Origin of the sequence: Kolteria novifilia, from assembly GCA_007748055.1 — a bacterium.
Lineage (GTDB): Bacteria > Planctomycetota > Planctomycetia > Kolteriales > Kolteriaceae > Kolteria > Kolteria novifilia.
In genome coordinates, this window is record CP036279.1 from 7,202,022 (window position 1) to 7,226,471 (window position 24,450).

18 protein-coding genes are annotated in these 24,450 nt (G+C 62.3%); 15 read left to right on the forward strand and 3 right to left on the reverse strand.

From position 1 onward, the window contains the following. Positions 1–197 precede the first annotated feature (197 nt). The 13 genes from Pan216_RS26405 (at position 198) to Pan216_RS26465 (ending at position 17,925) form a co-directional block, all read left to right on the forward strand. Positions 198–1,421 (forward strand): efflux RND transporter periplasmic adaptor subunit, encoded by a 1,224-nt coding sequence (locus Pan216_RS26405; RefSeq protein WP_419193027.1) that lies wholly within the window; start codon positions 198–200, stop codon positions 1,419–1,421. Then, on the forward strand, positions 1,418–4,528 hold the full coding sequence (locus Pan216_RS26410) for an efflux RND transporter permease subunit (RefSeq protein WP_145262969.1): 3,111 nt from the start codon (positions 1,418–1,420) through the stop codon (positions 4,526–4,528). The genes Pan216_RS26405 and Pan216_RS26410 overlap by 4 nt, the downstream gene beginning before the upstream one ends. A 559-nt stretch (positions 4,529–5,087) precedes the next feature. Continuing rightward, positions 5,088–5,945 (forward strand): UDP-2,3-diacylglucosamine diphosphatase, encoded by an 858-nt coding sequence (locus Pan216_RS26415; protein WP_419193028.1) that lies wholly within the window; start codon positions 5,088–5,090, stop codon positions 5,943–5,945. 310 nt (positions 5,946–6,255) lie between these two features. Beyond that, complete coding sequence (locus Pan216_RS26420; protein ID WP_145262973.1) at positions 6,256–7,455, forward strand: BtaA family protein; 1,200 nt, start codon at positions 6,256–6,258, stop codon at positions 7,453–7,455. A 151-nt stretch (positions 7,456–7,606) separates the two neighbouring features. Further along, the gene (locus Pan216_RS26425; protein ID WP_145254025.1) at positions 7,607–8,050 is read left to right on the forward strand and encodes a helix-turn-helix domain-containing protein; all 444 of its coding nucleotides are present in this window, start codon (positions 7,607–7,609) and stop codon (positions 8,048–8,050) included. Further along, complete coding sequence (locus tag Pan216_RS26430) at positions 8,047–8,745, forward strand: IS630 family transposase (RefSeq protein WP_145254028.1); 699 nt, start codon at positions 8,047–8,049, stop codon at positions 8,743–8,745. Before Pan216_RS26425 ends, Pan216_RS26430 begins: the two co-directional genes overlap by 4 nt. A 21-nt stretch (positions 8,746–8,766) precedes the next feature. Then, positions 8,767–9,513: a class I SAM-dependent methyltransferase gene (locus tag Pan216_RS26435; RefSeq protein ID WP_145262975.1), complete on the forward strand. Its 747-nt coding sequence runs from the start codon at positions 8,767–8,769 to the stop codon at positions 9,511–9,513. Between the two features lie 24 nt (positions 9,514–9,537). After that, positions 9,538–10,650, forward strand: a complete 1,113-nt coding sequence (locus Pan216_RS26440) for a glycosyltransferase family protein (RefSeq protein ID WP_145262977.1) — start codon at positions 9,538–9,540, stop codon at positions 10,648–10,650. A gap of 150 nt (positions 10,651–10,800) precedes the next feature. Then, entirely contained in the window at positions 10,801–12,162 is a 1,362-nt protein-coding gene (locus tag Pan216_RS26445) for a hypothetical protein (RefSeq protein ID WP_145262979.1), read from the forward strand. A 318-nt stretch (positions 12,163–12,480) separates the two neighbouring features. Further along, a complete protein-coding gene (locus Pan216_RS26450) occupies positions 12,481–13,800 on the forward strand; it encodes a hypothetical protein (protein ID WP_145262981.1) in 1,320 nt (439 codons plus the stop codon). A gap of 22 nt (positions 13,801–13,822) precedes the next feature. Beyond that, the gene (locus Pan216_RS26455; RefSeq protein WP_145262983.1) at positions 13,823–15,130 is read left to right on the forward strand and encodes a hypothetical protein; all 1,308 of its coding nucleotides are present in this window, start codon (positions 13,823–13,825) and stop codon (positions 15,128–15,130) included. Then, entirely contained in the window at positions 15,123–16,502 is a 1,380-nt protein-coding gene (locus tag Pan216_RS26460) for a hypothetical protein (protein ID WP_145262985.1), read from the forward strand. The genes Pan216_RS26455 and Pan216_RS26460 overlap by 8 nt, the downstream gene beginning before the upstream one ends. Beyond that, on the forward strand, positions 16,495–17,925 hold the full coding sequence (locus Pan216_RS26465; protein WP_145262987.1) for a hypothetical protein: 1,431 nt from the start codon (positions 16,495–16,497) through the stop codon (positions 17,923–17,925). The genes Pan216_RS26460 and Pan216_RS26465 overlap by 8 nt, the downstream gene beginning before the upstream one ends. Positions 17,926–18,035: 110 nt before the next feature. Here Pan216_RS26465 and Pan216_RS26470 read toward each other — a convergent pair whose 3' ends face one another. From Pan216_RS26470 to Pan216_RS26480, 3 genes are all read right to left on the reverse strand, one after another. Beyond that, complete coding sequence (locus Pan216_RS26470) at positions 18,036–19,139, reverse strand: Gfo/Idh/MocA family protein (RefSeq protein WP_145262989.1); 1,104 nt, start codon at positions 19,137–19,139, stop codon at positions 18,036–18,038. A 48-nt stretch (positions 19,140–19,187) separates the two neighbouring features. Further along, on the reverse strand, positions 19,188–20,267 hold the full coding sequence (locus Pan216_RS26475; protein ID WP_145262991.1) for a Gfo/Idh/MocA family protein: 1,080 nt from the start codon (positions 20,265–20,267) through the stop codon (positions 19,188–19,190). A gap of 85 nt (positions 20,268–20,352) precedes the next feature. After that, positions 20,353–22,026: a DUF11 domain-containing protein gene (locus Pan216_RS26480; RefSeq protein WP_145262993.1), complete on the reverse strand. Its 1,674-nt coding sequence runs from the start codon at positions 22,024–22,026 to the stop codon at positions 20,353–20,355. A 459-nt stretch (positions 22,027–22,485) separates the two neighbouring features. Between Pan216_RS26480 and Pan216_RS26485 the strand changes: the two genes are divergently transcribed. Then, entirely contained in the window at positions 22,486–23,067 is a 582-nt protein-coding gene (locus Pan216_RS26485; protein ID WP_145262995.1) for a TetR/AcrR family transcriptional regulator, read from the forward strand. A 144-nt stretch (positions 23,068–23,211) separates the two neighbouring features. Next, complete coding sequence (locus Pan216_RS26490) at positions 23,212–24,372, forward strand: efflux RND transporter periplasmic adaptor subunit (protein WP_419193029.1); 1,161 nt, start codon at positions 23,212–23,214, stop codon at positions 24,370–24,372. Positions 24,373–24,450: the final 78 nt, after the last annotated feature.

A 24,450-nucleotide genomic window follows, 5' to 3' on the forward strand; every position in this document is an offset into this window, starting at 1 on the left:
CCACGCCCCGAGAAGTGCTCCACGTCGATCCACGCCAGGCGGGAACCTCCCTTCTGGCGTTGCTGCAAATGAGGTCAACTCTGTAGATTAGGGGCGATGTGAGGTTGACGCGAATATGGACGGCGTCATCTTTTAACCGGAAGTGAATGTGGTCGCCCAGTCAACGTGTCCGTGACGCGTCCATTCGGAAGCCCTCCATGCGAGACCTGTTCCCCCGTCTTCTCGGCGTCGCGCTGCTGACCACGAGCGCCCTTTCGGTCCTCGGTTGCGCGAAGAAGGAAGTGACCCGGCCCCCGCGCCCTCCGGTCCCCGTCCTCACCGCGAAGGTGGTCAAACGCGATGTCCCCAAGCAGATTCGGGTCATCGGCAATGTTAACGCCTACCGGACGGTGAAGATCAACGCCCAAGTCGCGGGCAAGGTCGAGACGCTGCACTTCAATGAGGGAGACGCGGTCAAGAAAGGACAACTGCTGGTCACCATCGAGCCGAGCCTCTATAAGGCCGAGCTCAAGCAAGCCAAAGCCCAGCTCGAGGCCAACCTCGCCCGCGCCGCGACCGCCGAGCGGGAGTTGGGACGCTACACCAACCTCATTAAGAGCGACTCGGTCAGCCCCCAGACCTTCGACACCAAGGTCAAGGATGCCGAGGCCCTTCGCGCCGAAGTGACCTCCGCGGCCGCCTCGGTCGACCAGGCCCAGATCAAACTCGACTATTGCTACATCCATTCCCCGATCGATGGCATCGCGGGCAAGTATCTCGTCAACGAGGGCAATCTTGTCTCCGCCTACCGCACGGAGGACTCCCAGGACGCCTTGGTCACCGTCAATCAGGTGCAGCCGATCTACGTCAACTTCGCCGTTCCCCAGCGATACCTGCTCGAGATCAACAACTACCGCAAGAAGGGAACGCTCACGGTCCAGGCCTACATCGAGGGAGCGACCCAGCCCCAGGAGGGCAAGCTCACCTTTCGCGACAACGCCGTGGACGAGCAGACCGGAACGATCGACTTTCGGGGCACGTTCGCCAACGATGACAGCCTCCTTTGGCCCGGACAGTTCGTGGAGGTCTACCTAACGCTGACGATCCTGAAGGATCAGTTCGTAGTTCCCTTCACGGCCGTGACGCTGGGCGAGAACGGGAAATTCGTCTATGTCGTCAAGAGTGACGACACGGTCCAGATTCAACACGTCGAGGTGGGTGATCGGCTCGATCGTGGCACGAATGTCGTCATCACCAAGGGAGTCGAAGACGGCCAAACGGTCGTCACCGACGGCCAACTCCTGCTGGCGCCGGGCGCGAAGATCGCCATCAAGAAGAGCCTCGAGTCGGCGGCGAACGAGGCGGCCGAGAAGAGTGCCGCGACGTCGAAAGAATCGACGAGCAACGCCCCAACCACCTCGAAGCGGGGCGCCGGCCGGTGAACATCTCGGAGCTCTTCATCCGCCGTCCCGTCATGACCACCCTGGTCATGTTCTCGATGGTCCTCTTCGGGCTCGTCTCTTACTTCGCGCTTCCGGTGAGCGACCTGCCCAACGTCAGCTACCCGGCGATCGAGATCACCGTCAGCTACCCCGGCGCCAGCGCCGACCGCATGGCGTCCCAGTGCGCCGCTCCGCTCGAGCAGCAGTTGGCGATGATCGCCGGCATCCAGCAGATGACCTCGAGCAACTCGCTCGGCTCGACGACGATCACGATTCAGTTCGACTTGAGCCGCAACATCGACGCCGCCGCGGGCGACGTGCAAGCGGCGATCCAGCGCGCCCAGGGCTACTTGCCTGACGACTTGCCGACGCCACCGGTCTACCTGAAGGTCAATCCAGCCGAGCAACCGGTCATCTACATCGGGCTGACCTCCGAGACGCTGCCGACGACCACCGTCTACGAGTACGCCCAGGTCCTCGTCGCCAACCAGTTGTCGATGCTCGAGGGGGTTTCGCAAGTCCTCGTCTACGGCAACTACCTCCACGCGGTTCGGGTCGAGGCCGATCCGCTCAAGGTCGCTTCGCGTGACTTGAGTCTCAGCGACGTGCAGAACGCTATCGAAAACGCCAACGCGACCCTCCCGACCGGAAGTCTACGCGGCCCCGCTTCCAATCCGACGGTCTTGACCGATGGACAACTCAACACCGCCGCGGACTACGAACCGACGATTATCTCCTACGTCAACGGCAGCCCCGTCCGCCTCAGCGACGTCGCCACCGTCGAGGACAGTATTAGCAACGACCAGATGAAGAGTTGGCTCAACAATCGCGAGTGCGTCGTGATGGGCGTGGAGCGATTGGGCAACGCCAACACCATCGCGTTGGTCGACGCCATCGAAAAGATGTATCCCATCCTGGAAGATCAGCTTCCCGCGTCGATCAAGCTCTTCACCGTCTACAAACAGTCGACCTCGATCCAGGAATCGGTCAACGACGTTCGCGACACGCTCGGGATCGCCATCCTGCTGGTCATCATCGTCATCTTCGCGTTCCTGCGAAAAGTGACCGCGACGACGATCAGCGGCTTGGCCGTTCCCTTCTCGCTGGTCTGCACGTTCGCCGTGATGTACTTGGCGGGCTTCAGCCTCGACAACCTCTCACTGATGGCGCTCACCCTCTCGATCGGCTTCGTCGTCGACGACGCCATCGTGATGATGGAGAACGTCGTCCGACACATCGACATGGGCAAGGGCCCACTTCAGGCGGCGATGGACGCGTCGCGAGAGATCAGCTTCACCATCCTGTCGATGACGTTGTCGCTCGCCGCGGTCTTCCTGCCGATCATCTTCATGTCCGGCTTGCTCGGGCGGATCTTCAACGAGTTCGGCTGGACGATCATCGCGACCATCATGGTCTCCGGCTTCATCTCGTTGAGCCTAACCCCGACGCTTTGCGCCCGGCTGCTCAAGGCGACCCCGAAACGGGAGGTCGAAGCGAAATCTCCCATCGAAGCGGAAACGGGGCTCTTCAAGATCTTCCTTCAGATCTACGCCCACACGCTCCATTGGGCGATGCGGTTCCGACTCGTCGTCCTGCTGCTGGGAGTCGCGAGCGTCATCGCGACCGGTTACCTCTTCATGGTGATGCCCAAGGGCTTCATCCCACCCGAGGACAAGGGCTACCTCATCGCCTTCACCGTCGCGGAGCCCGGTATCTCCTTCGACGACATGTGTCGGCACCAGTTGGCGCTCTACCCAATCCTCGAGAAGGACCCGAACGTCGACAGCGTCCTGGGCGTCGTCGGCGTCGTCGGACCGATCACCTCGCCCAACAATGGGCTGCTCGTGATCATCCTGAAACCGCGCAGCGAGCGCCAGCACAGCTCCGAGGAACTCGTCCCCATCCTCGCCGAAAAGCTCCGGCAGGTCCCAGGCATCGAGGCCTTCGTCGTCAACCCGCCCGCCGTCCCGGTCAATGCGACCCAGACCAAGGCGCTCTACGAATACCAGATGAAGTCGATGGACACGGCCGCTCTCTACGAGACCGCCGAGAAGATGCTTCTCAAACTCCAGGAACTGCCGGAGCTACAGGGCGTTGGCACCGACACCTACCTCAGCAATCCCCAAGTCAGCATCGAAATCGATCGCGAACTGGCCGAGTCGCTCGGGGTCAGCGCCCAGGACATCATCAACGCGCTGGACAACTCGTACGCCGAGCGGAAGATCAAGAAGATCTACGGGACGAGTCTGGTCTTCTGGCTCATTCTCGAAGTGGGGCCAGACTTCCGCGACGACCCGCAGGCGCTCTCGAACATCTACGTGAAGACACAGTCGCAGCAGATGATTCCGCTCGACACGATCGTCAACGTCAAGGAGACTGTCGGGCCGCTGGTGGTCAACCACGACGGCGGTATCCCGGCCGTGACGATCACCTTCAACAATGCCGAGGGAGTGGCCCTTTCCGAGGCGGTCACCACGGTCAAGGATGCCTCGCAGGGGATGATTCCGGTCGAGGTCACCGCCCAGTTCCAAGGAGCGCTCGAAGCCTTCATCCAGTCGATCACCAGCCTCTACATCCTCTTTCTGCTCTCGTTCTTGGTGATCTATATCCTGCTGGGCATGCTCTACGAAAGCTTCTTTCATCCGGTGACGGTCCTCTCGGGCTTGCCGTCAGCGGCCCTGGGAGGCTTCGTCACGCTCTACCTCTTCAACTGTGCCTTGGACTTCTATGCCTTCCTCGGCATCATCATGCTGATCGGCATCGTCAAGAAGAACGCGATCATGGTCGTCGACTTCGCGATCGAAGCCCAGCACAAGGGGGAGAAGACGCCGATCGAGGCGGCGGTGGAAGGCAGCTTGGTGCGGTTCCGGCCGATCATGATGACGACGGCGTGCGCCATCTTCGGGGCGATGCCGATCGCTCTGGGGCTGGGAGCGGGGGCCGAATCGCGTCGTCCGCTCGGACTGGCGGTGGTGGGAGGTCTCGTCTTTTCCCAGTTGGTGACGCTCTACCTGACCCCCGTGATCTACAGCTACCTCGAATCCCTCCAGGAGCGTCTGGGCGGCCATCGCCATCCGAACTCCCCACCGACGTCCGAAGCCCGCTAGCATCTCCCGGGACGCCCCGACGGACCGACTTGAAGGCCGAATAACCCTAACGCTCTTTGAAATTAAGACTTTACGAAGATTGCCGACTCTAAAATTTCACGAACCCTTCATCAGATCTTCACCTCCTATTGAAGCGAAATCGACATAGTTTGCACAGGGCCGGTACATTTCCGTGGGCTGGGATCTGAACCTGCGGAACCGGACCTCACTTAGAGAGGCGAACGGTCAGGCCGATGATTCCGCGCGAGGGAAGCACCAAGGGTGCCGACCAGCCCAATGCGGATCTCAAGCCTTCGGGCTGGGTCTACCGCTGGCGATCCTGTCGAGCAGTCGGCGGGTCGCGGCGGGAACGTTTCCTGCTTGAATGTCGCCAATCGAGACTCGTGAACTCCCGCTCGCCCGCCTGGGGCGAGGACGGCTCCCTCCCTTGTCGAGGACTCGTCTTCCTTCGGAGAAACCTCTTCTCCCACCGCAACTTCACCGCGCTTGGACGCACGGATGGGGCCACCCGCGGGCGGCCTCGATCGGAAATGGAGATCCAACTCAAGGAACCCCAGCCATGAAAAAGGTGCGCGCTCTCTTTGTCAGCGACGTCCATCTCGGCTGCCGACATGCCAACGCCTCGGCATTCCTCGAATTCCTCCGCGATCACCAGCCGGAACGGCTCTACCTCGTGGGTGATTTCTTCGACGGGTGGCGGCTCGGAAAACGCTGGTATTGGACCGAGAGTTACACGCTGATCCTCAAGCGACTGCTCGACTTGGCCAACGCCGGCACCGAGATCTTCTACACCCCCGGCAACCACGACGAGTTCCTCCGGAGCTTTATCGTCACCCTGGGCGGCGTCGAGATTTCCGACGAGTTCATCCACACCACCAGCGACCAGCGCCGCATCCTCGTGATCCATGGTGATCAGTTTGATGCAGTGGTAGTTCGAGCGAAATGGCTTTCGTTGGCGGGTGACATTGGATACAACATTCTCTTGAGCTTTAACCGAATCTTCAACTCGATTCGCCGACAACTCGGGATGACCTACTGGCCCCTGAGCATCTACGTCAAGCGACGAGTCAAGGAGATGACCAGCGCGATCAGCAACTTCGAGCACATGATCACGCGTTATGCTCGGTCGAAGGGTTGCGAGGGTGTCGTCTGCGGACACATCCATAACCCCGCCATCCACCGGCAAAACGATGTCATGTACTACAACACGGGCGACTGGGTAGAAAGCTGCACCGCCATCGTCGAGGACGACAAGGGGCGGCTCAGGCTTGTCCATTCCCCGCTACACGATTGGACGGAGCAACCCTGGAACGCGTCGGCTCAAGAGGAGCAAACCGTTCCGCTTCCCGCTCCCTCCGATCTCGACTCGCTGATCGCACCCGATGCGGAAGAAGAGGAGCCCGTCGCTCTCGCCTGACAACAGGGGAGGGACCGGGCTTGCTCGGCGTTTTTGGTTTTTCGGGGAGTCGACGATTGCTTCATGGCGAAGTAGTTCCATACTCCCCCCAACGGCCTGTGGTAGACTCTCGGCGGTAGCACCTCCCCAAGGTACCCAACCGCGAATGTCGCCGTGCCCATGATCGGGCCGTGGGATCCTTACGCCATGCTGGGAAACATGCCCGTTTGTCGGGTGATCGGTAAAGGCTCGTGGAGTACGATTCGACCAGGACATTCACGGGTGAAGCTGACAGCGGCTCCCGATCAAGCGACTTCGAGGCGGCGACACGATGAAGAACATTGGTGATTGGTTCAGCGGCAAGTGGTTCAATTTCGTCCACGGCAACAACCTCGTCTACAACACCTGCTGGGAAGATCCACGACTCGACCGCGTCGCGCTGGAGCTTGGCCCCGAGGACAACGTCCTGGTCATCACCTCCGCGGGATGCAATGCCCTGGACTACGCCCTCGTCGGCCCCCAGCACGTCTACGCCGTCGATATGAACCCTCGTCAGAACGCCCTGCTGGAGCTCAAGATCTCCGCGGTGCGCAATCTCGACTACGAACAGTTCTTCTCCCTCTTCGGACTCGGTCGGCTCGACGATTCCCGCGCCGTCTACCGTCGCTCGCTGCGCAGCGACCTCTCGCCCTGGGCCCGGAGCTATTGGGACCGCCGGATTGGCTACTTCACCTCCGACCCGCGGCGCCGCTCCTTCTACTTCCGTGGCACCTCCGGCACCTTCGCCCGTTTGATCAACGTCTACATCGACAAGATCGCCAAGGTCCGCGATGGGATCTCCGCACTACTCGCCGCCCAAACCGTCGAGGAACAGCGGGTCATCTACGATGAGCTGCGCGACATCATCTTCACCCCCTTCATGCGCTGGTGGCTCGGCCAGGACACCACCCTCTCGCTCGTCGGGGTTCCCCGGCCCCAGCGGCAACAGGTCGAACGCCACTACGCCGGCGGCATCATCGAGTTCATCCTCGAATCACTCGAGGCGGTCTTCGCCTCGCTGCCGATCCACGACAACTACTTCTGGCGCGTCTACCTCACCGGCGAGTATTCGCCCGAGTGCTGCCCCGAGTACCTCCGTCCCGAGAACTTTCAGAAACTCCGCGACGGCGCGGTCGACCGGGTCTCGACTCACACCTGCTCGATCACCGACTTCCTCGAATCCCACGACGGACGCATCTCCCGCTACGTCCTGCTCGATCACATGGACTGGCTCAGCACCTTCGGTGTGCCGATGCTCCAGCGGGAATGGCAAGCCATCATCGACAAAGCCGCTCCCAACGCGCGGCTCTTGTGGCGCAGTGGCGGACTCAAGACCGACTACGTCGACCGACTCGAAGTCTTCCGTCGCGATCAGCGATACCAAGTCTCCGAGTTGCTTTCGTACAATCGTGACCTTGCGGCGGAGCTGCACGTGAAAGACCGCGTGCACACCTATGGAAGTTTCCACATCGCCGACCTGTTGCCGGCGTAAGCGTGGAGCGATGGGCGTCCCCAAGGGTCGCATCCCAGTTCGCTCAACGCGAGAATTGAACTAGTGGTTCATCTATCCTAGGATTTCGGGTTGGTTGATTGCTTCTGTTCGAGGAAACTTGCTGCTTCCTGGAAAGCACGGAGGTTTCCCAATGAACAAGAAGTACATCGTTCGCCTCACGGAAGAGGAACGCGCAACTTGTCACGCGGTCATCAAGAAGCTCAAAGGCTCCTCCCAGAAGGTTCGACGGGCACAAATGCTCTTGAAGACAGACGCCAACGGTCCGGCGTGGACGGATGAGAGAATTGCCGAGGCTTTTGGTTGTCGTGTCCAGACCGTTGAGAATCTACGCAAACGCCTAGTCACCGAGAGTTTTGCGTTGGCATTGGATGGAATGAGACGCGAGAAGCCACCGACTCCGCCGAAGCTCGACGGGCAGGCCGAAGCAAGACTAATCGCCATGCGTCTGGGAGAGCCGCCCAAGGGATACGGCAAGTGGACGCTGCAACTGCTTGCCGATCAATTGGTTAAACTAGAGGTAGTGGAATCCATTTGTCCCGAGACCGTTCGCAAGACGCTAAAAAAAATCGCATGACCAAGCGTATGATCGACTATTGGGTGATCCCCCCCGAGAACGACGCTGAGTTCGTCGCTTGCATGGAGGAAGTCCTCGAAACCTATGAAAGACCCTACGATGCAGACCATCCGGTCATTTGCATGGACGAGCAACCGGTCCAGCTGATCAAAGAAACAAGGCAGCCGATTGAAGCTGCCAAGGACCATCCCAAGCGAGTCGATTACGAGTATGAACGAAACGGAACGGCGAGCATCTTCATGTTCAGCGAGCCGCTTTCAGGTTTTCGCCAAGCGACGGCCAGGTCGCAACGCACCAAGGTTGATTGGGCGCAAGAGGTCGCGCAACTGCTCGACACTCGCTACGCCGATTGCCAGCAAGTGACGCTGGTTCTCGACAACCTAAACACCCACACCAAGGGAGCGTTCTACGAGTTGTTTGAGCCTGCCGTGGCACGTGCCTATGTCAAGCGAATCACGTTCGTCTACACTCCGAAGCATGGGAGCTGGCTAAACGTCGCCGAATGCGAACTGAGCGCGATGACACGACAGTGTCTGACCGGTCGACGCGTCGGCGAACTCGACGAATTACGAGACGAAATCGGGGCTTGGTCCGATCAGACCAACCAGAAGCAGCGCGGCGTCGACTGGCAACTACAAATCGACGAAGCACGCACCAAACTGGCCCGACTCTACCCAAAAATTAAGAATGGATGATGCACTAGGACGACTTTGGGCATGTCAATCGCGCAGGATCTTAAGGTCCTTTACCATCTCACGCTCTCCCCAATCCGGGGGCGCACGCACGCCGAACGACTTGAGTCCTTCTATTCGGGACAAGCCGACAACTACGATTCGTTTCGCAAGCGTCTCCTCTCGGGACGGGAAGAACTCTACGCTTCCCTCCCGGTGAACAAGGGAGACGTCTGGGTCGATGTCGGCGCCGGCACCGGCTCGAACGCCACCTACTTCGGCGACCGCTTGGCCGACTTTTCCAAGGGCTATCTCGTCGATCTCTCGCCTTCGCTCTTGGAGGTCGCCGAACGTCGTGCCGCCGAGCAGGGCTGGAACAATATCGTCACCGTCGAGGCCGACGCCACGACCTTCACCCCACCAGAAGGCCAAGCCGACCTCGTCACCTTCTCCTATTCCCTCTCGATGATCCCCGACTGGTTCGCCGCCGTCGACAACGCCCTGCGCTTCCTCAAGCCGGGCGGGACGATCGGGATCGTCGACTTCTACATCGCGCGGAAGTTCCCCGCCGAGGGTCGCTCCAAGCACGGCTGGTGCACGCGGTTCTTCTGGCCGAACTGGTTCGCGTTCGACAACGTCTTTCTCAGCCCCGATTACATCCCCTACGTCAGCCGACACTTCGACGTCGTCGAGCTGAACGAACGTCGGGGCAAGGTACCCTACATCCCCTTCGGGAAGGTTCCGTACTACCAGTTTGTCGGTCGCAAGCCGTTGTCCAACGAGGAGCCCTGAGCGGCTAGGAAGGCGAGGATAGTCGTGGGAACGATTTTCTACAGCATGGCGGGCGAGGGCCGCGGTCACGCCGCGCGCGTCCGGGCGCTCGTCGAGGAACTCCAACACGAGCACCAGTTCTTCCTCTACTGCCCGCGAGACGCCTACAACTTCCTCGCGCCACGCTACGAGGACCATCCGCATGTCGTCGTCCGCCGCATCCCGGGACTCGTCTTTCACTATCGCGGCAAGCGGCTCGACTACGCGACCACGGTCTCCCGCTCGATCGACTTCCTCTTCCACTTTCGCAGTCTCGTCCGACGACTCGTCGACGAAATCGAACGCGAACGCCCCGACCTGATCATTACCGACTTCGAACCAGCGCTGCCCGCCGCCGCCAAGAAGGTCGGCATGCCCTTCCTAAGTCTCGATCACCAGCACTTCCTGACGGCGTGCGATCTCTCGTCGCTGCCACCAACGCTCCGGCTCAACGCCTGGTCGATGGCGTACGCGGTCAAAGCCTATTACCGGGGCGAGGCGGAAACGGTCGTCTCCTCGTTCTTCTTTCCCCCGCTACGCCAGGGACAAGAGGACGTCGTCCAGATCGGTTCGCTGCTCCGTCCGGAGATCCGCGAAGCCAAGAGCGAACGGGGCGATCACTTCATCGCGTACCTGCGACGACGGGCCTCGACCAAGGTTCTCGACCTGCTGCGGACGTTGCCCTCGGAAGTGCGCGTCTACGGTCTCGGGGAGCGGATGCCGGAGGGGAACCTCAACTTCAAGAAGATCGACGAGCGCCAGTTCGTGGAGGATCTCGCCACCGCCGACGCGGTTGTCGGGGCCGCCGGCAATCAAACCCTCGGCGAAGCCCTCTACCTGCAAAAACCAGTCCTGGCACTGCCCGAGGCCAACCACTTCGAGCAACGGATCAACGCCCACTATCTCCGCGAGATGGGCGCCGGCGACTACATGCTGCTCGAGGCCGCCTCGTCGCGGCGAATCGACAAGTTCCTCGATCGGCGCGATGCCTACCGCAGCCGCATCGATCCCGAACGTCTCGACGGCAACCCCAAGGCGATCGCCATCATCCGCAAGCACCTCGCGGCGGCGACCAAACCGACCCAACCGGATCACTCCAACGCGCCGGTTCGCCCCTGAACCGGCATCGCCACCTCCGATTTCCCCGTGATGTCTCGTGGAACGAGATCTTCCCGGAATCCGAACAATCGCCTTTACTTTTTAAGGAAAGCTCGCTTATTATGCGATTGCGATAAAATTTTGCCATCAGACTAGGGGGGGGGAAGGCTGATGGGCGAACAACGCCACTTGCAACTCCTTGCCTGGCGCGTTGCCGGGTCCTGCGCCCTGCTACTCGGACTCGCGATCGGGCTCTGGGCTTTCGCCGCCAACTCCGCCCAACGCGACCTCCAACACGCGAGGAGGACCATTCGCCAGCGAGGCGAGCCCCTCTCCTTCGCCGAACTCGCTCCCGACTCCCTCGATCCCGATCACGACGCCGCCCCTCTCCTACTCGACGCCACTCGCCAGTTCCAACCGCCCCGCTCCGGCTTCCGCAATGCTCTCGAATGGCCCACCAACGCCAAGCGACTCGCCGCCCTCGAGCGGGAACTCGATCGGCAACAAGAGGTCCTGACGCTCGTCGATCGCGCCCTTGATCGTGACCAATTTCACTACCCGTACCACTACGCCGCCAACGCCCCAAGTCCGCCGAGGTCGTCGCTTCGCCCTTTGAGCGCCGCCGCCGACCTCTATCGAGGCCGCTTGCGCGTCGCCCTACACCACCGCGATGCCGATGATGCCACCAGCGCAATTCTCCGCCTCTTTCGACTGGGTGACTACCTCTCCCGAGAAGCACTGCTTCACGATCAGTATTTCGGCCTCGTCATCCTCCACCGCGCTCTCGATGACTTGCAGATCACCCTCTCGCGCCTCCCGCTCGCACCTAAATCGCTGCTCGCGCTGCAAGCTCGTGTCATGGAGATCGAACGCTACCCACGCGCCCGCGAAACCCTGATACGGCAACGGGCCTGGGTCCACGACCAAGCCCTCATCGCCCACGAGGGACGAGGACAACGCCGGCCCATTCCCAAACCATCGCCCCCCCATGCCGGCATCCCCTCATCGTTCCCACCTCTGGCGACGATCACCCGCCCACTCGTCTCCCGGCGAATCGCCCAACAGCTCCGCCACTTCACCCAGGCGATCGACGCCCTGGAAACCGTCGGACCTCACGGCGAACAGCAATGGAACGAACTCCGCGAGGAGGCTCGCGACGAGCTCTGTTTCTCGGTCGTAAGCTCCTTTCACCAGCGCCGCATCTGCTACCGCGCGTGGCTCTTGGGTTGCCGGCAACGCCTCCGCTTGGCGGGCCTCGCCCTTGGCCTCGAGCATCATCGGTCGGCGAAAGGGTACTATCCCGAGCGGCTGACCGATCTCATCGCAACTCTTCCCTCGGAACAGCATCACTGCGTCTTCTCGGGGAAGGGCCTTCGCTACCAGCCCGATGTCAGCGGATTCGTCGTGCGCGGCCCCGCCAGGGACAACGACCCCACGTCGCCACTCTCCTTCGAGATCGAACGTCCCCACCTCGACGCATCGCTCGGTTCTCCCGCGACCTCGGTCGTCTCCGCCCGACGCGATCCCCGCTGATACTTGTCGGCCCCAACACTTCAGATGCCACTGGCTGCTTGCCGGCCAGTGCCAGAGGGTACGACTCACGTCGCCCGACGTTGTTGCCAGTCCCCCATGGACCAACAAGCCCCACTTCCCCTCTTCCCGCTCACACTCCTACACTAAATGCCCTAACATGGTGAGTGGCCCCCGATCACCTTCGCCATCGACTACTCCCAACCAGTCCCCTCGAAGAGCGCAGAAGAGCCCGATGCCCCTTGACCATCCCGAGACACCGAAAGACCACCCCTCTCTCCATCCACCCCGCGGCGCCGTTGGTGGCCGACGCTACTCGTCTTGCCGCTCGGCCTGGTCGCGTTCGTGGCGAGTTGGTGGGGAACCGCCTATCTCCGCGCCTGGGCCAAGCTCGAGATCGTCGCCGCCGGCGAACCGCTTTGGTTCTCGGAACTCGATGTGCTCCCGCAACCCGATGTCATCGACCTGCTCCTCCAAGCAGAGAAGGCCATGGTGAAGCCGCCGGACGAGGATCGCACGATCGTTAACACCTACATCCGTCCCGACGACGCGCTGAATCCCGAGCATCTTCCCGCCCTGCGCCGCCACGTCGAGGCGAACCAAGCGATGGCGACCGAGACTCTTCATCGCGACGAACGGCTCGATTCGCCCACGCCGCTGTGGGAAGGGGTCCGATCGCTGATCTCGCCCGTCATGGCCGTTCGGCGGCTCTACCATTGCCGCTACCGCGTCGCGTTGATGGAAGGCAACAACGCCGACGCGCTGGAGCGTCTTCACGACCAGTGGAACGTGGCAAACCTACCCGCTTCGAACGATCCGGTCATGGACCGTGTCTGGAAACTCGCCATCGTCGCGAGCACCGTGCGGGAACTTCAGCGTCTCCTTGCCGTGGATGACCTTTCCAACGTGGCGTTCAAGCGGCTCGACCAACGGCTGACCACGGAGCAGCGACGGGAAAGAACGCGCCCCATCGCCCTGGCCACCCGAGCCGCGATTCACACCTCCTTCGTCAACGTCGATGCCAAGAAACTCCTCGAACTCGTGGAGACCGTCGAACGGATGTCGCCGGGCTCGATCCTCGACGTCCTTCTCGGTCGGAACCGGCCCCCCGAACCGCCGACCGTCGCGGACCGCGTTCGTTCGCTCAAGCTTCGGCTCATGCCGACGGTGCTTGGCGAACCGATCCTGATGGAGGGCCTCGCGGAGACGCTTCGCCTCAATACCGAAGTCGTCGGCCTCATGGACGAGGTCGGTCCCGAGGCCCGCGAGCGCGCCCAGGAATTGCGCCGTCAAATCGAGACGTCGTCCAAGACGACACCCTTCCCCTTGGTGTACGATATCCTCAATGGGCTCATGACGACGCGACTTGGTTCACTGCGCGTTCGTCAACGGCTCGCGCTCGCACGTCTTGGGATTCGCGTCGATCGCTACCGGGCCACGCATGGCAAGCTTCCCGAACGCCTCGACCAAGTCCTCGACGACAACCTCGAGGAGTTGCCCGTTTGTCTTTTTACCGGCAAGCCGCTGATCTACCGTCCGACCGAGTCCGGATTCACGATCCACAACCCTGGCAAGGAGGGCAGCGAGACAGGCGAACCGAAGGAGGATTTCACCGTCGCCGTCTTCAAGATCGAGTACTAACCGCCATCGTCAGCGAGATCCGATGAGCCGGAGTGACCACGCGAGCCCCTCCCGCGGCGGGTGTTGGCGACAATCGCTCCTCCTCCCGATCGTCCTCGTGCTCGCGTTCTTGGCCGTCTGGGGTTGGTGGCGCTGGAGCTCCGCCTCTCACCTCGCGGCGGAGCTTGAGCGAATCCGCGCTCTCGGGCAGCCGGTCACCTTCGACGATCTCCTCCCGGAGCCGGCTGAGATCGCCCAAGAGGCGACGCCGTTTCCATTCGACGAGATCCGCAAGCTGAACATCACGAGCCTCGCCCCGATCGAGCCGTCAACGCAGCTTGTTGGGCGTGGGACGCTACGTCTCCATCAAGACGATCTCGCGAACTACCGGAACTTGCTGGACCGGATCGCCGCGACAAACGACCAAGATCCGGGACGCCTTCCAGTCCCTCCCGGGACCTCGCTGCCGGCAGCGATGCGGCGAGTCAACGCCTACCTCTCTGGGCTGCAAGCGGTCGGTCAGTTGCTACGAAAGCGCTTTCTCATCGGCCTTGCGGAAGAAGATACCGAAGCAGCGATAGAGAGTATCCTCCTTCAGCTAGCACTCAGTCAGCAACTACGCCACGAACCCTTTCTTTCGGCACAGCTCGCCCGGTATCGAATCGGACGCACCGCTCTCGACGAGGTCGCTCTCCTTCTTGGATCGGCCAACCTCTCGGAACACGATCGGGAACGATTCGACCGCATCTTGTCCGACATCGAGCGTTCGCTGACGCTCACCCCCGCGGTCCTGGGCGAACGGGCGCTCACCTATTCGAAGATGGACGAGGTCTCACTCACCGCATCCAACACTGGAAGTTGGCGAAAGAGGTTGCACACGTTTCTGACCCGCGCCAGCGTCAAAGGCCAGGTCGCCGAGATCCTCCGGACCTACACCGCCATGGCCGAATTCGCCGACACGAACGGCCCGGAAGGGAAAGCTCGTCACCAAAACTGGCGCAAGCACATCGCCGAGCTTCCCGACTCCTACCAACTTCCGAAAGTCCATGCGGAGCGTCTCGACGAGGCGCGGGTCGCGAACCTCTTCTACCGCCAGCAGCTCCGGCTAGCCCGGCTGGCCCTGTGGCTCGACCGCTATCGTGACGAGCATGGACAGTTGCCCGATCACTTGGTCGATGCCAAGGGCAATCGTCTCTCCCCAGCGACCAAACGCCTGGGGTTTACGACCCGCTTTGACTATCATCCGACCAACACGGGCTTTACGATCGTCCCTGAGGAAGCAATTCAAGCGGTCTCGTTCACCGTCGCCTACCCAACGTCCCCAGACCCAGGAGAGGCAGTTCGTGACTGACGTCGTCATGTCATCATCCGACGCCGCTCCCGGCACGCGCGAGGGCACTCCCAAGAGGCGGTGGCGGCGCTGGTGGCTCTACCCGCTGGGACTGGTCCTGGTGGCGTTGGTGGCCTGGGGGCTTTGGAACAGGAGCCTCTCCTCGGAGCTTTCGCGCGAGATCGCCAAGATCCGCGCCCGCGGCGAACCGGTCACCTTCGCGGAACTCGCCCCCGCGCCGGTCGATCCCGACGACGACGCCACCGAGATCGTCCTGACCGCGCTCAACAAGATCCAGCAACGACCCTTCAACGACATCCTGGCCGTCGAGCCTCCCCTCGCGGGCGACAAGCTTGACACCCTTCGGCAAGCGATCGCGGCCAACCAGGGCCAACTCGATGGCATCGCTCAAGGCCTGCGCCGCCCCCACTTTCGGCTGCCTCTCGACTACACCGACCCCATGCCGATGCCCGCGGTGCTGACGCTGATCAAGGATTTTCGAACCATCAATCGCGTCCTGCGCGCCCAGATTCTGGTGGCGTTGGCAGAGGGCGAGACCGATGTCGCCACCGACTCGGTCCTGCTTGGACTTCGCGTCGGCGAGCGACTGCGCGACGAGCCGCTCCTGATCGTCCAGCTTCTTCGCACCGCGATGGGAACCTCCTCACTTCGGGAACTCCAACTCCTCCTCGGCGAGCGTCCGCTCCCACCCGCGCAGCGAGACCTGCTGCGACAACAACTCGCGACCATCGAGGCCGACCTCTCCCTCCGTCGCTGGTTCCTCCGCGAGCGTGCCCTGGTCAACACGTCGATGGCGTACTTGCCGACAGCGGCCCTCACCGGCGCCGGCCGCCCTCCGGGGTTTCTCCGCATGGTGCTGCGCCTGCCCGTGCAGGGTCTCTTCGATGCCCAACGAGCACAGATGCTCCGGACCCTAACCGAGGTCGCCGAGATCGCCGACGTCACCGGTCCCGAGGGGGATGAAGCGGTCGCCGAACTCGAAGCCCGGATCGTCGAACTGCCTGACTTTTTCAATCTCATCAAGCTCCAACTTCCCGCCCTGGTCCAAGCGCGCACCGCCGGGCTGCGCTACCGTCAACGGCTTCGGCTCGCCCTGATCGCGATTCATCTCGACGCCTCCCGGCGCGAAGGCCAACTCCCCAACCGCCTCGAAGACGCCCTCGATCCCTCCACCACCAATCTCGCCCTTGGCATCTTCTCCGACAAGCCGATCCGCTACCAAGCGACCGACGATGCCTTCCTGCTCTACAACCTCGGCCCCAACGGCCACGACGATGGCATCGACGAAGCCACCGGCCAGCGGCTCGACGAGAACGAAGTCACGTTTCAGGTGCGGTACCGAACTCCGGCGAAGGAGACGAGCGATGAGTGACATCTCCTCGACACCTCGCTCCCACAAACCATTCCATCGTCGCCTGCTCCGTTGGCTCGCGATCCCGGCCGTCCTCTTTCTCCTCATCGCCGGCGCTTGGACGTGGGCCTACTGGAGCGCGTGGCGGGAGCTCTCCGCGGAGCGGGCGAAGATCCTCGCGCGCGGCGAGCCGCTGTGGTTCAGGGATCTCCGGCCCGAGCCGCTCGAAGAGGACAACACCAAGGCGATCTTGAGGGCCACAAGTCTGGCACAGTCTTCCAATTTCAAGGAGACGGTCGCGCCCGGAACGGTCCTCACCGTCGAACTCGTCGAGCAACTTCGCGCTGGTGTCGAAGGCCAAGAAGAGGCGCTTGCCGAACTCGACAACGCCCTCGAACGTCCCCACGTTCAATTCCAATACGATTATGACACCCGCTCCCCCTTTGAATTGTCGATGCCGCATCTGCAGACCTACCGCGAAGCGGCTCGGCTCTCGTCCGCGGTCACCGTGCTCTCGGCTCTCGATGGCGACGAGCAAGAGGCCCTTCACTCGCTCCATCGCGACTTAACGATCGCGGAACTCGCCCGCGACGAACCGTTTCTTATTGGCCAGCTCGTCCGTTGCGCGAATCAGAGCATGGCGATGGGCTCTCTCGAGCACGTCCTCGCCTATCTCGATCTCGACGAGACGGCGTTCGAGCATCTCGATCGGCGGCTCGCGACCATCGACGAGTCCTTCCGGCTGCGCCGCTCTCTTTTGGCGGAACGATGCGCGATGCACACGTCCCTGGAACATGCCACACCGGAGGATGTCAGTGCCTGGGGAGGCGGAAACGTCCAGCTCTTCATCAACAACAAGAACCGCCCCAACAGTCTGCGGTGGCTCAGCATCCCGGTCCCGGCGAGTATCATTGTCGGCTACAGCGTCTTCGAACCGCTCAAGATGCGTGACAAAGCCATGTCACTCCGGTTGATGAGCAACATCTCCGACGCCGTCGACCAGGAAGGCCCCGAGGGACACGAGGAGGCGCAACGACTCGACGGGTCCATTCGCGACTTGCCGCCGCGCTACGTCCTCACCCGGCTCTTCGTCCCGGCCGTCTCGGTTTGCGGCAACGCGGTCCTACGAACCCGGCAACGTCTCCGTCTCGCGCGGTTGGCGCTGCGGGTCGATCGTTACCGCGCCGAGCATGGCCGATTGCCGGAGCGGCTCGAAGAGGTTCTCGACGAAAGCCTGGCAGAAGCGTCGCTCGGCATCTTCTCGAAGAAACCCATCGTCTACCGCATCGAGGAGGACGGGTTCACGCTCTTCAACCTCGGTCCCAATGGCGAGGCCGACGAGCCGGATCCCTCCCTCAACCCCCACGGCGATCTCAACGAAGTCTTCTTCCGCGTCCGCTACCCGGAGCTTCAAAAGGAAGAAGGAGAAGAGCGGGATGAGTGACCGACGGCCATCAGGCCGACGGGAACGTTCGTCTCAAGAACGAAGTGTTCCCGCACTGGCTGGCAAGCAGCCAGTGGCACCCTTGTGGCAGCGTAACCAGCGAGAGACTCCTATGCCACCCTCATGACACTTCCTGGAACCTCCGGGCGGCCGGTGTCGGCACTGCGGAGGGCGGCGAAGCAGAAGGCGAGTGACTCAAGATTGCCGCGGGCGCCGTTGGTTGGCTCGCGGTTCTCTTCGATCGCGCAAAGAAGCTCGCCCATCGTCCCTTGAAAGCCGCTGGTGAACCAGTCCCCGTCGAGGGCTGGAGCGGCGACGCCCTCCGTCGTCCAGAGCCCGACCGATTGCTCGTTGAGTTCCGGCCCAAAGGCCCTGAGCGTCCCCAACTCGCCGGCGACCACGGTGCGATCCTCTTGACCGAAGCGAACCTGAGCGTTGAACGACATCCGCACCTGCGCCCCATCGGCCTCGGCGACGACGTGAGCCAACAGCGGCGGCTTCATTGCCTGCGATGACGAGCGTGCGACACTGGCGAAGACGCGATGGGGACTCCTCCCGCCGAGGAACCGGGTGGCGATATCGAACCAATGGATCCCGAAGTCGTAGAGGACGAGGTGGTGAATCTCTTCGAACGCCGTGCCCGCGGTCCAGGTGTGATCCCAGTGCAGGACGAAATCGATACTCGAGACCCGCCCGACGGTCCCCGCGTCAATCGCCCGCCCAAGATACGCGAAGTGCGGGGCCCAGCGGCCGTTCTGGTTGACGGCGAGCTTGCGTCCCCGTCGCTCGGCCAGATCGACGAGACGTTTGCCCTCCTCGAGATCGGTGACGAAGGGCTTCTGACTCAGGACGTGCTTGTCGGCCTTGAGTGCCGCCTCCATGACACCGACCCTTGGCGCGGGCGGGATCGCGAGGTCGACCACCTCGATGTCGTCGCGTCGTAGAAGCTCCCGATAGTCGTCAGTGACGTCGGCGTCGGGAAAGAATTCGTCGCGCCGCCGCTCGGCCTTGGTTCGGTCGCGACTACAAATCGCCACGACCTCGAGACCCATCTCTCGGTATGCGGCGAGGTGATAGCCGCTGATCCCGCCGCAACCGATGAGTCCGATCTTCGGCGAGTAGCGATTCGGGCGCGGCGGCTGGTAGTCGAGCTTCGGCGCGGGGACGGCTTCACCGCTCTCAACGTTCGCGAGGCCGTACGTCGTCTCCGCCATGGCGCGAACTCCTCATTCAATCTGGCGACGAGTCGGTCATGTCATCGCCTACCCCATCAGCGGCAGGACACGGCCCTCCTCGGCGCTACGGACGGCGGTATCGACGATCTGCTGGCCGATGCGCGAGAGCTCCGGCGACAAGGGGCCTTCGACCGGCACGTCGCGTTCGAGACAGTCGATTAGGTACTGCACGGGATTCTGATGCGGAGTCTCGAGGGAATCAACGGCTACCTCCCGCCCCTCGGGATGATCCGCCGTCTGAACGCGAATCGTCGCCTCCTTGTCGAAGCTGCTGATCGTCCCGTCGGTGCCGACCAACACGAAACCGCACTTCGGTTGCGGCTGATGGGTCCATGGATCGGTGAACGTTCCCCAACGGGTTTCGAACTTCGACAGGCCAAAGGCGTAGCGAGCGATGGTGACGCTGTGCTCGTCGACCTCGAGGCCGTCGGGACGATCGGCCATCGCCACTACCTCGATCGGCTTGGCCCCGCCCAGGAACCATGTTCCGAGCGTGACGCCGTAGCCGAGATAGTCGAGCAGCGAGCCGCCGCCGGCGGACCTTTGGTAGAACCAGCTCGAGGGCTTCTCCCGCTCGACCTCGTCGGCGGTCCGTTCGATCTTGTCGGCGGTATGCCAAAGCGGACCACGATTGCCGTCGTAGTAGTGCACTTCGAGGACACGACCGATCGTTCCCTCGTCAACGAGCCGCTTGGCGGTGCGGTGCGAGGGATACCAAACCATCGGCCAGTTGATCGCGAGCTTGGCGCCATGCCGTTGACACGCCGCGACCATGCGATCGGCTTCCTCGAGCGAGGCGGCGAAGGGCTTCTCCATCAGGATTGGCTTGCCGTAGGGAGCCAGTCGTTCCGTCCAATCGCCGTGGGCCGCCGTCGCCGGACAGAGGAGGATCAGGTCGGGATCGGCCGCCTCCATGCACGCGGCCACATCGGTGAAGACGCGATCTTGGGGGAGGGAGAACTGGGCGATCGCGTCCTTCATGCGCGACGGGGTCTCGTCGCAAACGCCGACGATCTCGCACGCGGGGTGCTCGAACGCCATCCGCAGGTTATCGCCGATGTGCATGTGATCGAAATTGATGCCGACGACGCGATACTTGGCCACCAGAACGTCTCCCGAGCTTGGAGCAGGTCTCCTTTCGGGACATTCTCTCGAAACACCGGGGTGGTTGCTAGCGACTCGCGTGGGAAGCCTAGAAGTCGCTGTAGATCTTGGTCGGTTCTTCGGAGATGATCGGCCGGCTCATCTCGTCGGTTTGAGCCGAGACGCGAAGACGGGCATCCCCCTTGCGCTGAGCGACGACCTTGATTCGGTAGACCAACTCGCCGGTCGGCTCGAGCTGCGGCACCGGCTCGAACGCGAGGATGTTCTGGTAGGCCTTGTTGTTGCTCGGACCGTCGGCGGCGACCGCTTTGAGTTCCGGCGACATCGTCATCGAGACGCGGACGTTGGTCGCGGGAAGGGTCCCCTCGTTGAGCAAGCGAACCTCGTAGATCGTCTCCTTGCCCGACTCGATCGGATCGTCGAGATCGTCGATATGGATCGCGAGCCGCGAGGTGCCGCGCACCTTGGTGGCCAACTCGGTCTTGGCGTAGGTCTCGCCAAAGGCCCGCAGCACCGCTTGGCACTGCTGATCGCCCATCGCGGTCGGCACGCCGGTCAACGACAGGGTCGTGGTCTCCCCGGCGTCGATGTTGCCGAGCTTCCAGTGAACGACTTCCTTCTTGTCATCGACTTGGCCACCGTTGGAGGCTTTCTCGAACGAGATTCCCTTGGGAACATCGACTTTCAGTTCCACCTCCTCGGCGGCGCGAGCCCCTTCGTTGCGGATGGTGAACTGGAACGTGCAGGGGCGGTTGAGGTAGCGAAAGCGGGGACCGTTCGCGGAAAGCGAGAGCTTCGTCTTGCGGATGTGGAGCTTGACGGACTTCTCGACCGGAGCGAGTTCATCGGCGTGCACCGCGAACGTGTTGGCGATCTCGCCCGCCTCGGTCGGGGTGACGGAAAGGGTTGTCGACCGCTCCTCGCCGGCCTCGATGCGACCGAGCACATTCTCCAGTTCCGGCCCGTAGGGATGCGCCAGGGTCGCGGGTAACACGTCGCGAAGGATGACTCCCTCGGCCGCGATGTTGCCGGTGTTCTTGACAGTGACTTCGAACGGCATCTCGTCACCGACCGATCCCTTCTCGGGCCCCTCGACGGTCAGTTCCAGGCGAGGTTGCAAGATGGTCATCTCGGTGATCACCTCGGTCTCGTAGCGAAGTCGGGTGCGACTGGCGGTGAGGAAGCGACCCTCGCCATGCGTCGCCTTGACCTTGAGCTCGACCCGCTTTTCTTGTCCTGGCTCGAGACGCGTGATGGTCCATTCGAGGGTGTGATCGGTGAGCTTGCCGGGCGGGTTGCTCTCGAGGACGACCACGCCTTGCGGGACTTCATTGATCAAGCTGATCTCGGTGGCCGCGAGGTCGCCGCGATTGTGCAGGATGAATTCGATGTTGGTCGCCTGGCCGGCACGGAGTTGCCGCGGGAGTCGTTGTTCGAGTTCGACGAGAGGACGGATACGGCTGCCACCGGGAGACGTCGACTCACTCTTCGCCCGTGCGGAGGGAATGGCGACGCCCGACGTGAGGGTCTTGCCGATGGCTTCGGCGGTTGGCATCGCGTCGGCCCCCTGGGCCATCGCCGGACGGATCGCGGCATCGGCGTCGTAAGGTGGCAGCGCGGACCGACCCGTGGGATCGGCGGCATCGAAGGCCACCGGCCGGGGAGGAACATCCTGCGCCATCGCGACGGCGGGACACAGCATCAAGACCAAGGCTGCGAACGCGTTTCGTGCCGACACCGACTTGCCATCCATAACGGTCATCCTTCGCTTCGGCGGGGAGAGCGATCCCCCGATCGATCAAGGCCGCCCCACGAGCGGCCCCTTGGACCGCTCCGAGTTCGCCCTTTGCGCGATTCCTCTCGCGACGAATCTTCGCCGGGGCCTCGGAGCGGAAGGCTCGCGGATTCCCCAGAAGTCATGCCGGATAAAGGGATGCGGCAAAGTGGTCAAGCCAACTTTCCCCGTGCGGGGACTCGCCCACTGATGCATTTGAATTCTCGGGTGCCACTGCTGGCCAGTCAGTGCCAATGAGTTAGGGCCATACCAACACCAAGTTCACGTTGGAACAGAGCACTCGGCTGGGGCCATTCCCACAAGGCGTGCCGGAGCGAAACGTTGCCTCCGGCGCACGGAAAATCGTCACGAATCGCACCACCGGTCGACTCGGCTTGACAAGTCGAGACGACTGGTCTAATATTGGTTCACGATGAGGGACTTTCCATGAGCGCTGAAACGCGCGACCGTATCATTCAGGCCGGGAACCAAGCCATGCTCGAAAAGAGCTACAATGGCGCCGGTCTCAACGAAATTCTCAAAATCGCTGGCGTGCCCAAAGGCTCCTTCTACCACCACTTTGCGTCGAAGGAGGACCTCGGCGTCTGCATCGTCAACCAGTGCGCCGACGAGCATACCCAGCGCCTCCGGGCATTCTTCTCCGAGCCGAACAAGACCCCACTGGAACGACTTCGCAGCAAGTTCGAGTGGGGACGCACCTATCTGATCGAGAACGGCTACACCGTCGAATGCCTTATCTTTAAGCTAGCCATGGAGTTAGCGACTCTGAGCGACCCGGTGCGGGCGTCGATCCGCTGCGCCATGGACCAGTGGCGAAGTCTGACGGCGCAGTGCATCCGCGAGGCCCAACACTTGGGGGAGATCCCTGAGCATCACGACCCCGAAGCGTTGGCCGATTTCATGATCGCGGCGTGGGAGGGTGTCTTCCTCCGGGTGCAAGTCGACCGCGAGATTCGCGCGGCCGACGACTTCCTGCACTTTATTTTTGAATGCTTGCTCGCGAAATAGACTGATTTTTTCGCGAACCTTGAGACGACTAGTCTAATCGTCACTAGTGTGTTGCCGGAAGCCAACGGGCGGAGACCGCCGGGTCCTGAGCCCTTCCTGCGAACACTCTTTCGCTAATCCCGTCGTCGGGGGGAGTTTCCTATCGTGCCATCACCGATCCATCGCGTCACGCCGTTGGCGATACTCGTCATCGTTGCCCTCTCGACCACCACCCTCGCCCAGCCAACCGCCCACGTGCGCACCGCCAAGGTCCTCAAGGAAAAGGTTCAGGAACATCAGCGCGTCACCGGAACCCTGCGGGCCCTCTCACGCGGCAATGTCGCCGGGCTCGAGGATGGCCGCGTCACCGAAGTCACCGTCCGCGAGGGAGCCCACGTAAAGAAAGGGGACGTCCTCGCCCGGATCGACGATCGCCGACTCGAGGCGATGCTCCACGAGTCCGAAGCGATGTACGCCACGACCGAAGCCCTGATCACCCAGCGAGAAGCCGAGGAGATGAAAGCCAACCAGGACGTCGGCCGAGCCCGACTCCTCTTTGAGAAAAAGGCATTCTCCCCCGAGGAGCTCGACCACGCGACCGCCGAGTACAAGATCGCCGAGGCCCAGCTCAACGCCGCCAAGCGACAACTCCATCAGATCAAGAGCCAGCAAGAACTCCTGCGCATCCGTCTTGACGACACCGTCATCCGCGCCCCCTTCGACGGCCGCATCGTCGAACGTCACACCGAGCCTGGCGAATGGCTTCGCGCCGGCGACCCGATCGTGACCTTGGTCTCCACCGGCAAGATCGACGCGTGGCTCGAGGTTCCCGAACGCTACAGCGAGAGTCTCTCGCGCGACGTCAACGATGTCTTCGTTAGCATCGCCGCGACCGGCGAGCGCGTCCCCGCGATTCAAACGAAGCGAATTCCCCAAGTTCACCCGCGCACGCGGACCTTCTCTTTCGTCGTCGAACTCGACGACCAAGAGGGCGAACTGACGACGGGCATGTCGGTGACCGCATGGATCCCCACGGGAACCAAGGCCCCTCGGCTCACCATCCCGCGTTCGGCCATCATCCGTAGCGACCGAAGGGCCTATGTCTTCAAGGCCGCCCCCGACGGCGAGAGCGGCCACACCGCGGTCCAGACTCCCGTCACGGTCCTCTTCGAATCGGGGGATCGTGCCGCGATCGAGAGCGGCAACCTCCAGGAAGGGGACTTCGTGATCGTCGAGGGCAACGAGCGCATCATCCCAGGCAGTCGCGTCGAGTTCACCTATCAGCCCGGTCAAGAACCCCAGCTCGCCACGCTGAAGGATCGTTAGGACGCTGATCCATTTGGATGTTCGGGTGACACCGGGCCCGGAGTCACGCAGTCGCCGCTTCGGCTAGCGATCAGAGAA

Bases quoted from the DNA above. Each gene is read 5' to 3' on its own strand.
- Pan216_RS26405 (WP_419193027.1), top strand. From the start codon at position 198: ATGCGAGACCTGTTCCCCCGTCTTCTCGGCGTCGCGCTGCTGACCACG.
- Pan216_RS26415 (WP_419193028.1), top strand. From the start codon at position 5,088: ATGAAAAAGGTGCGCGCTCTCTTTGTCAGCGACGTCCATCTCGGCTGC.
- Pan216_RS26420 (WP_145262973.1), top strand. From the start codon at position 6,256: ATGAAGAACATTGGTGATTGGTTCAGCGGCAAGTGGTTCAATTTCGTC.
- Pan216_RS26425 (WP_145254025.1), top strand. From the start codon at position 7,607: ATGAACAAGAAGTACATCGTTCGCCTCACGGAAGAGGAACGCGCAACT.
- Pan216_RS26430 (WP_145254028.1), top strand. From the start codon at position 8,047: ATGACCAAGCGTATGATCGACTATTGGGTGATCCCCCCCGAGAACGAC.
- Pan216_RS26435 (WP_145262975.1), top strand. From the start codon at position 8,767: ATGTCAATCGCGCAGGATCTTAAGGTCCTTTACCATCTCACGCTCTCC.
- Pan216_RS26445 (WP_145262979.1), top strand. From the start codon at position 10,801: ATGGGCGAACAACGCCACTTGCAACTCCTTGCCTGGCGCGTTGCCGGG.
- Pan216_RS26455 (WP_145262983.1), top strand. From the start codon at position 13,823: ATGAGCCGGAGTGACCACGCGAGCCCCTCCCGCGGCGGGTGTTGGCGA.
- Pan216_RS26465 (WP_145262987.1), top strand. From the start codon at position 16,495: ATGAGTGACATCTCCTCGACACCTCGCTCCCACAAACCATTCCATCGT.
- Pan216_RS26470 (WP_145262989.1), bottom strand. From the start codon at position 19,139: ATGGCGGAGACGACGTACGGCCTCGCGAACGTTGAGAGCGGTGAAGCC.
- Pan216_RS26480 (WP_145262993.1), bottom strand. From the start codon at position 22,026: ATGACCGTTATGGATGGCAAGTCGGTGTCGGCACGAAACGCGTTCGCA.
- Pan216_RS26485 (WP_145262995.1), top strand. From the start codon at position 22,486: ATGAGCGCTGAAACGCGCGACCGTATCATTCAGGCCGGGAACCAAGCC.